Genomic DNA, 7365 nt, shown 5'->3' on the forward strand with positions numbered 1-7365 from the left:
GCCAAGCGCAAAATACGGCGTCTTTCAAAGCGGCGTTAAACTTGGGATTTCAGCATGAAGGGACATGGCGCAATGCCGCTGTTGTTGACGGCTGGCAACGTGACATTGCGTGGTTCTCGATTTTGAAGGCTGAGTGGCCAATCCGACGCGCCGCGTTTGAGACGTGGCTAGCAGAGGGCAATTTCGATGCTGAGGGTCGTCAGAAAGAACGCTTGCTGGTGCCTTGAATTTACTGCTGTGTAATGCGGACGTCATCAAAGGCGACTTGGGACGTTCGATTGACGCTGCTGGGCCGGTATATCCCGAACTTGATATAGGGTAGGGCGCAGGGGGCAAAATCGACGGGTGCGCGATCGACGAGAAGATCGTCGTTTATGAAAACGCTTGTCCACGCATAGCCAGGCCCACGCGTGTCAAAATGGATGCGGAACTGAGTGGGTTTACCGTAGAGCGATTTGACCAAAATGGATTTGTTGTAAATTGAGCGGCGTTTACCTTTTCGAGTGATCTCTGTCCCGTTGAATTTGACGCCTTTTAGCCCCTCGATTTGCAGCTTTCCGCGATGCATACGCATCACCAAAGGTGAAACCGAATTGCAGGTTTCCGACCAATTGTGAATTTTGAAGAAGTCTTCTTTTTCGCCGCGAAATCCTTCAGTGAAGGTGGCCTCGAACTCGATGACGTTCAAGCGACCAAGCGCCATCCTGCCAATTTGGGTAATTTCTGCCCGCTCAACATGAGCAGAACCACGTCCTCTGTTGTCGTCAGTTTGGCACGCACCGACCTGACCTTTGTGTACTGTAAACAGTAGTTTTGTGTCGGCCCCACCTTGCACCCATTTCGCGGCCTCTATGCCGGTCACGGGTTCAGGCATTCCGCAGATTGCATAGAATGTGTCATTCCAATCGCTGTCAGTGTAGGTCGGCTCTGCCTGCGCCATCGCGCCTTGGGGTGCGAGAACGATAAAAAGGGCCGCTTTCGCAAGGAATGTGCGTAGGGTCATCGGTTTACTGCTGCTGCTTGGGCTTTGGCCCGTTTTGTGACTGCTTTTCTGAAAATATTAATACTGCAGCGACACTCGATCAAGCAGGATTAGGTGGCTTGAAACAGTTTGCGATAGTCCATGGGCGATGTGTGAACCGTGCGTAGGAAAGCGCGACGCATGCGTTCAACGTCTTGGAACCCGCTATCGCGCGCGATGGATTGGATGCTGTTTTGTGTGGTCATCAATAAATCGCGGGCAATGTCGATACGTTGGATTTCGATGGCCTTGGCGGGAGAGAGACCGATAATTTGGCTGTAGCGACGTGAGAAATTTCGCGGACTCATGCCGCAGAATTCCGCCATGTCCTCGACTGAAATTTGCGTGGTGATGTTGGATTTGATCCAGTCGTGCAGCGCAGTAAAGCGCCCCGTTGTGTCGCGCGCTTGGCGGTTTAACTCAGGGCTGAACTGGGATTGCCCACCCGCGCGCATCATCGGCGTGACGAGCGAGCGGGCCATATTGATCGCAGATTGCTTGCCTAAATCTTCTTCAATTATCGACAGCGCCATATCGATGCCCGCAGTGATACCTGCAGATGTCCAGAACTTCCCGTCTTTGACAAAGATCGGATCAATTTCGAGCCTAACTAGGGGAAATAGCCGTGTAAGATCATCGCAATCTTCCCAATGGGTGACGGCACGGCGACCATCAAGCAGGCCAGTCGCAGCAAGCAACAAGGCGCCGGAGCAAATCGAACAGACCCGCTTGGCGCGATTGGCCAATTGGGCGATGTCATCGACAAGCTTGGGATCGTGGGTCGCAGGCAGCGCGCCATCTCCGCCGACGATGATCACTGTGTGAATGTTGGCGTCGGAACTCAACCAATGGTCCAACGGTTCCGTTGGAATAGGAAGGATCGTATTGGTTTCAACCTGTCCGCCTTGAGCAGAGAGAACATGGGTTTGATAGGCGTTCACCTTTGCGCCTGCCTCGCGTGCATGGGTGAATACCTGAAGCGGCCCGACGAGGTCCAAAAGGACAATGTCGTGGTAAGCCACGAATAAGACGTTTCGCACGGGCGGTGTATTAGGTTTGGCATAAATCGCTGTCATCTTGTCATTTATGCCAGCGCTGGAATTGATAGTACAGGGGTGGAATTTCAACATGAGGTAGAGCAAATGAGAACGCTTGGTGCGATGGTTTTTCCGGGGTTTCAAACACTGGACTATTTTGGGCCGATTGAAATGCTTGGCAGCATGCGCGATGAGATAGAGCTGGTAACTGTCGCGCAGACCTTAGACCCAGTACCAAGCGTACATGGTCAAAGGATCGTTCCGGACCGTATTTTGTCCGAGAAGGACGATTACGATTTGCTTTTTATCCCGGGTGGGGATGCGGCGCTGGAGCTGGTGGACGATAGCGAAACGATGGATTGGATCAGGCGCGCCTCTGACAATGCAGAGCGTGTCATGGCGGTTTGCACAGGTACGATTTTATTAGGGATCGCTGGAATTTTGGACGGGCGCAAGGCCACGACGAACAAGATTGATTTTACGGCGACTGTACCGCTAGCGCCGAAAGTCGACTGGGTCAAACAGGCGCGATGGGTTGAAGATGGCAAGTTTTTCACATCATCGGGCGTGTCTGCGGGTATGGACATGTCGCTTGCGGTTCTTGCGGATTTGTTCGGCATTGACGCTGCGAGAGAGATGGCCGTTGGCTGCGAATACACATGGCACGAAGATGCCCAGCGTGATCCGTTTGCGACGTTGGCAGGGCTTATTTAGTTTTGATCTTGGGGGGAGCTGTGCGGTTTCAACGTATGTATGTTGAAATAGCCCAATAGTTTTCGCCACTGCTAGCGATCTTGCGCCAACCATTGCGCTTAAGCTCACGGGCGATCAGACGGTTCATGATACCATGACCGAGGAGCAGTGTCGTTTCATCCTCTTTCGTGTCTGCAATGAGCCTTTCCGCGCACCGTTTCGCGCGGGTTTTTGCGCCGCGGATGTGTTCGCCGTTTTGGGAAAAACCAAACAACCAAGTGATGCGAAATAGAATGCACCATGTGAAGAAAGTGAGGTTTGGCCGAGCCCATGTGAGAAAGGGCAGGGCGGATTCCGTGAAGTCAGGATCAATCGTTGTTTTTTCGCTCAGGCCGAGCTTTTCGATGGAACCAATCGCGCGGGGCAGTTCGCTGCAAAAACCGCGCGAGCAGGTCTGAGCGAGTTCGAGAGCCGCTTCGCTTGGTTCACTATCTGCCGCGAGATCGGCCTGTTCATAGCGTGCAACAATGTCACCTACAGCCCTCGCAGACATGCGTATTTTCTTAAGATCGTCGAGGTCCAGTTCCGGCTGACCGTGCCGCATGATAATGATTTGCATCGTAACTTAGGTGTCCCAAACGACGGGCACACTCAGAGGGCCACGGAAGGCCCAGCCGCCAAATTCGGTGTTACCGTTCAACCGCATATTGCGCAGCGATCTGAACACGCTTGGCAGGACAACATCGGCGATCAAAGCGCGTGAGGCCCATGCCCCAGCACAGAAATGCGGACCCGCGCCAAAGGCGATGGATTTACTGCTGTCTTGGGTGAGGTCGAATATATCAGGGCGTGCAAAATTGCGTTCATCGCGATTGCCTGACCCAAACATGAAAAAGACGCGTTCGTCCTTTTTCAACGTGATGCCGTGTACCTCAAAATCTTGCGCCATTTGGCGGGGGCTCATGCCAATGGGAGATTGCCAGCGGGTGTATTCGTTAAATGCATCCATCCAATTTGCCTGCCCCGAGTTCAGCAAAGCCAATTGATCAGGATGGGTGAGCAGCGCCCAAATCATGCCTGCAATCACATCGCGCGGTTCATTTTGACCACCCGAGATGGCGAGCTTTATGTTGGCGCGGATTTGATCCATCGATAAGCCCGCTTGATATTGCACTGACAAAAGCGAGGAATCGGGCGCGTCTTTAAGCACAGCGAGCCGCGCGTCAATGTGTGCATCGATAGAGGCGGTGCAGTCATTGCAGTTGGCTTCAATAGCGCGGTCGCCTGCATAATTTGCGCAACCATCGATGATACCTTGGCTGGTGCGATCCATTTCCTGCCAAGTCATATTCGTCAGGCCCGTCAGCGCGCGCAAGGCTTCACCGCTGAGTTCCTTTGCAAGGGTGACCATGTCGATTTCACCAAGCGGCAAGACGCGTTCCAAAATGGTGCTCGTGAAATTTTCGAAGTCTTGCATCCAAAGGTTTTTGACGGTTTTGGGCGACACCGTGGGAAAGATCGCACGCCGTTCGCTCATGTGCGCATCGCCATCTTTGCGCATCATGTTTTGGCCGATCAGTTGGGTCATCAACCCCTCGGGTTGGTTCGATGAGAAAAAGTCGATCTTCTTTTCAAGGGCGAAAATATCATCGCGCCGTGAAATCAGCGTTGCGCCCAGCTCAGGCACAAATGCGACGGGGGCTTCTGCGCGCATCGTTTTGAGATCGGGATAGGGATCGCGCCAGAAGGCATCGAGCGAGATGTGATAGATTGGTGGTTTCATTGCAAACGCTCCTGCCAAACGCTGGCCTTACAAAACTATCGCGTAAAGGAGATGCACTTGCAACGAGACCAAGCTGAATCGTTCGATCCCAGAGTTGGCTAAAACGGGATTAAGCCGATTTGACTCTATCTTGAAGCTTGATTGCAAACGCGATGCGTGGCTTTGGCAGGCTATTTATTGGTGAGCAGAACATCGTCAAAGACGATTTGCGAGGTCCGCGACACGCCGCCGGGGCGATAAATGCCGATCTTTGCGTAGGGCTTTGCACAACTGGCGTAGTCAATACGCGCGTCTTTCACGAGTTGTTTGTTGTTGAGGTAAACATCGAGCGTGCCGCGATCGACACCGCGTGCGTCAAAGACAACGCGAAACTTGGAAGGCTTACCAATCAGCTTTTTGATCTTCGTCGTCTTGCGATAAACAGAGCGGTGCTTGCCCTGCTTTTCGAGAATACCGTTTTGAACGCGAACCCCTTGAAGCGTGAGAACCTGCAACTTGCCCTTATGCATTTTCATCATAAGGGGCGGGGACGCGTTGCAGGTTCTGGACCAGTTGTGAATCTGAAAAAAGGTTTCACGTTCGCCGCGAAACCCGTCGAGGAAGGTCGCTTCGAATTCAATGGTATTCACTTTCCCAAGGCTGATCCCGCCATGCTGCGAGAGTTCTGCACGCTCCCAAAAAGCTGCGCGATGACGGGCTTGGTTGTCGGTGGAACACGTCCCAACCTGACCCTTTTGCAAGGTGAAAAGTAGCTTTCGATCCTGCCCCTTTTGCACCCAAGCGATGCTATCTTTGCCGCCCTTGGGTTCGGGTAAACCACAGCCTGCTTTTAGCGTCGCGTTCCAGTCGGTATCTGTGTAGGTCGGGTTCGCGCCTGCCGTGCTTGCCGTCAATAGGAGGGCGAAAGAGGCGAGGGAATTGATAAGGAAACTGCGCAAGGTCATGGTGTTAACAAAAGCCTGTCTATTGATGTCTGCCGAAATGTTTTTCGGCAAAGGTATCATGTCAGGGCGTTTGCGCTAGTCAGGAAATTTGCGGGGCTAGTGCTGGTCGTAATCGACCGTCACATCGTCACTGAGCGCAAAAGACTGGCAGCTTAATACGAAGCCTTGTTCAACCTCGTAGTCTTCCAGCGCGTGGTTGGTCACCATTTCAACCTCGCCCTTGATCACTTTGCATTTGCAGGTCGAACAGACACCGGCCTTGCAGGCGAAGGGTGCATCAAGGCCACCGTCGAGCGCTGCGTCGAGGACCGATTGATCCTTTGTCAATGGAACCGAACGCGCGGTGCCGTCCATGATGACGGTTGCTTCACCGAGTTGCGTTTGAGTCTGCTCTGACTTGGCTTTGCGCTTCAAGCGACCGGGTTGAGAGGAGGCAAACAGTTCGAATTTGATTTGTTCTTTATTGAGGCCATATTCCTTGAGCGCAGTGGCGATGCTTATCATCATCGGTTCTGGGCCGCAGATAAACGCGGTGTCGACGGTCTTGATATCGATCCAATACTCAAAAAGAGCCGCGCATTTTGCTTCATCAATGCGGCCTGTGAATAGGTCGATTTCTTGCGCGTCGCTTTCTAGAATATGGATGATATTGAGACGGCCCATGTAGTTGTTTTTGAGGTCTTCCAGTTCCTCACGGAACATGATCGTGTTCACGCCGCGGTTGGCATAGACCAAGGTCATTCGGCTGTGCGGCTCACAATCGAGGGTGGTTTTCAGGATCGACAAGATTGGCGTGATGCCAGAGCCGCCCGCAAAGCACAGATAGGTTTTAGCCTGATTAGGGTCTAGTTCCGTATGAAATTTGCCCATTGGCTCCATGGCATCCAGTGTCATTCCCGCGCTTAACGCGTCATTGGCCCATGTGGAAAACGCGCCACCATCGACCTTCTTGATGCCAACCTGCAAGACGCCATCCTGTGGCGCAGAGCAGATCGAATAGGAGCGGCGAATTTCGGTGCCTTCGATCTCTCTACGAAAGGTGAGATATTGCCCCTGTGTGAAAGTGAAGGCGTCAGTGCCTTCGGTCTGTAAAGAGACAACAACAGCATCGCGGATGGTTTTGCGAACCTCGGTAACTTTAAGCGGATGAAAGCGCGCCATTTAGTGCCTCGTTAGATACATTTGAAATAGTCAAAAGGTTCCAGGCAGTCCAAGCAGCGCCATTGCGCTTTGCAGGGTGTGGAGCCGAATTGACTGATGCGGTTGAGATTGTTGGATTGGCAACGCGGGCACCGTTCGGGGCCGCCAGCAGCGCGTGGGGGGGCAATGCCATAGTCCTCAAGCCTTGCGCGTCCCTTGTCGGAGAGCCAATCGGTGGTCCAAGGCGGTGACAATTGTTGGCGAATGCGGGTTTTTTCGATTCCGTGTTTTTGCAGCGCGGTTTGGATGTCCAAAGAGATAACAGAGGTTGCAGGGCAGCCCGAATAGGTGGGTGTAACAGCAATTTCCAGCGTGTCGTCCTGCCACTCAACACCGCGCACGATACCCAGATCGACAACGGAAATCACGGGGATTTCAGGGTCGGGCACTTGATCGAGCCAGTCCCAGATTTGGTCAAGCGCTGCGCGCGTCATTTGAGCCACCTGATGAGCAAAGCGATCAACCCGATTAAGGCAAGCGCGACAACAGCAATAGCGATACCAGGCAAGATGCTTTGCGTTTTACCGCTGATCAACGCGGGTAGGATCGCAAAGGTCAGGGCTAGCGAAAGGGGTATCACCAATTTCAAAAGGCTTTTGTCATCATCTCCCGACATGTTACCAACTCGCTCCCGGATAGCCGCGTTGCAGCCATTGCATTTGGGTGAGGATATGGCCGAGATGTTCG

The 7365-nt window shown here is 53.0% G+C and carries 10 protein-coding genes; 3 read left to right on the top strand and 7 right to left on the bottom strand.

Annotated elements, in window-relative coordinates:
* Positions 1–227, top strand: a 227-nt coding sequence (locus ABJQ89_RS14400) for a GNAT family protein (RefSeq protein WP_348496881.1), incomplete at its 5' end; no start/stop codon positions are given.
* Between the two features lie 2 nt (positions 228–229).
* Here the strand turns inward: ABJQ89_RS14400 and ABJQ89_RS14405 are convergent.
* Together ABJQ89_RS14405 and ABJQ89_RS14410 are read right to left on the bottom strand one after the other, a co-directional pair.
* Entirely contained in the window at positions 230–1003 is a 774-nt protein-coding gene (locus ABJQ89_RS14405) for a hypothetical protein (protein WP_348496882.1), read from the bottom strand.
* Between the two features lie 89 nt (positions 1004–1092).
* Entirely contained in the window at positions 1093–2097 is a 1005-nt protein-coding gene (locus ABJQ89_RS14410) for a helix-turn-helix domain-containing protein (protein WP_348496883.1), read from the bottom strand.
* Positions 2098–2163: 66 nt separating this feature from the next.
* On the opposite strand from ABJQ89_RS14410, the gene ABJQ89_RS14415 reads away from it, so the two are divergent.
* On the top strand, positions 2164–2772 hold the full coding sequence (locus ABJQ89_RS14415) for a DJ-1/PfpI family protein (protein ID WP_348496884.1): 609 nt from the start codon (positions 2164–2166) through the stop codon (positions 2770–2772).
* 28 nt (positions 2773–2800) lie between these two features.
* Here the strand turns inward: ABJQ89_RS14415 and ABJQ89_RS14420 are convergent, their stop codons facing one another.
* The 5 genes from ABJQ89_RS14420 to paaD form a co-directional block, all read right to left on the bottom strand.
* Complete coding sequence (locus ABJQ89_RS14420; RefSeq protein ID WP_348496885.1) at positions 2801–3370, bottom strand: histidine phosphatase family protein; 570 nt, start codon at positions 3368–3370, stop codon at positions 2801–2803.
* Between the two features lie 6 nt (positions 3371–3376).
* Positions 3377–4534, bottom strand: a complete 1158-nt coding sequence (locus ABJQ89_RS14425) for a cytochrome P450 (RefSeq protein ID WP_348496886.1) — start codon at positions 4532–4534, stop codon at positions 3377–3379.
* A 170-nt stretch (positions 4535–4704) separates the two neighbouring features.
* Complete coding sequence (locus ABJQ89_RS14430; protein ID WP_348496887.1) at positions 4705–5478, bottom strand: heparin lyase I family protein; 774 nt, start codon at positions 5476–5478, stop codon at positions 4705–4707.
* A gap of 96 nt (positions 5479–5574) precedes the next feature.
* Entirely contained in the window at positions 5575–6639 is a 1065-nt protein-coding gene (paaE, locus tag ABJQ89_RS14435) for a 1,2-phenylacetyl-CoA epoxidase subunit PaaE (protein ID WP_348496888.1), read from the bottom strand.
* 11 nt (positions 6640–6650) lie between these two features.
* Positions 6651–7112, bottom strand: a complete 462-nt coding sequence (gene paaD / locus ABJQ89_RS14440; protein WP_348496889.1) for a 1,2-phenylacetyl-CoA epoxidase subunit PaaD — start codon at positions 7110–7112, stop codon at positions 6651–6653.
* Between the two features lie 12 nt (positions 7113–7124).
* Here paaD and ABJQ89_RS14445 point away from each other — a divergent pair.
* The coding region (locus ABJQ89_RS14445; RefSeq protein WP_348496890.1) for a hypothetical protein at positions 7125–7365 on the top strand (241 nt) is incomplete at its 3' end.

The organism is Planktotalea sp. (assembly GCF_039984035.1).
Lineage (GTDB): Bacteria > Pseudomonadota > Alphaproteobacteria > Rhodobacterales > Rhodobacteraceae > Planktotalea.

Bases quoted from the DNA above. Each gene is read 5' to 3' on its own strand.
- paaE (WP_348496888.1), bottom strand. From the start codon at position 6,639: ATGGCGCGCTTTCATCCGCTTAAAGTTACCGAGGTTCGCAAAACCATC.
- ABJQ89_RS14410 (WP_348496883.1), bottom strand. From the start codon at position 2,097: ATGACAGCGATTTATGCCAAACCTAATACACCGCCCGTGCGAAACGTC.
- ABJQ89_RS14430 (WP_348496887.1), bottom strand. From the start codon at position 5,478: ATGACCTTGCGCAGTTTCCTTATCAATTCCCTCGCCTCTTTCGCCCTC.
- ABJQ89_RS14425 (WP_348496886.1), bottom strand. From the start codon at position 4,534: ATGAAACCACCAATCTATCACATCTCGCTCGATGCCTTCTGGCGCGAT.
- ABJQ89_RS14415 (WP_348496884.1), top strand. From the start codon at position 2,164: ATGAGAACGCTTGGTGCGATGGTTTTTCCGGGGTTTCAAACACTGGAC.
- ABJQ89_RS14420 (WP_348496885.1), bottom strand. From the start codon at position 3,370: ATGCAAATCATTATCATGCGGCACGGTCAGCCGGAACTGGACCTCGAC.
- paaD (WP_348496889.1), bottom strand. From the start codon at position 7,112: ATGACGCGCGCAGCGCTTGACCAAATCTGGGACTGGCTCGATCAAGTG.
- ABJQ89_RS14405 (WP_348496882.1), bottom strand. From the start codon at position 1,003: ATGACCCTACGCACATTCCTTGCGAAAGCGGCCCTTTTTATCGTTCTC.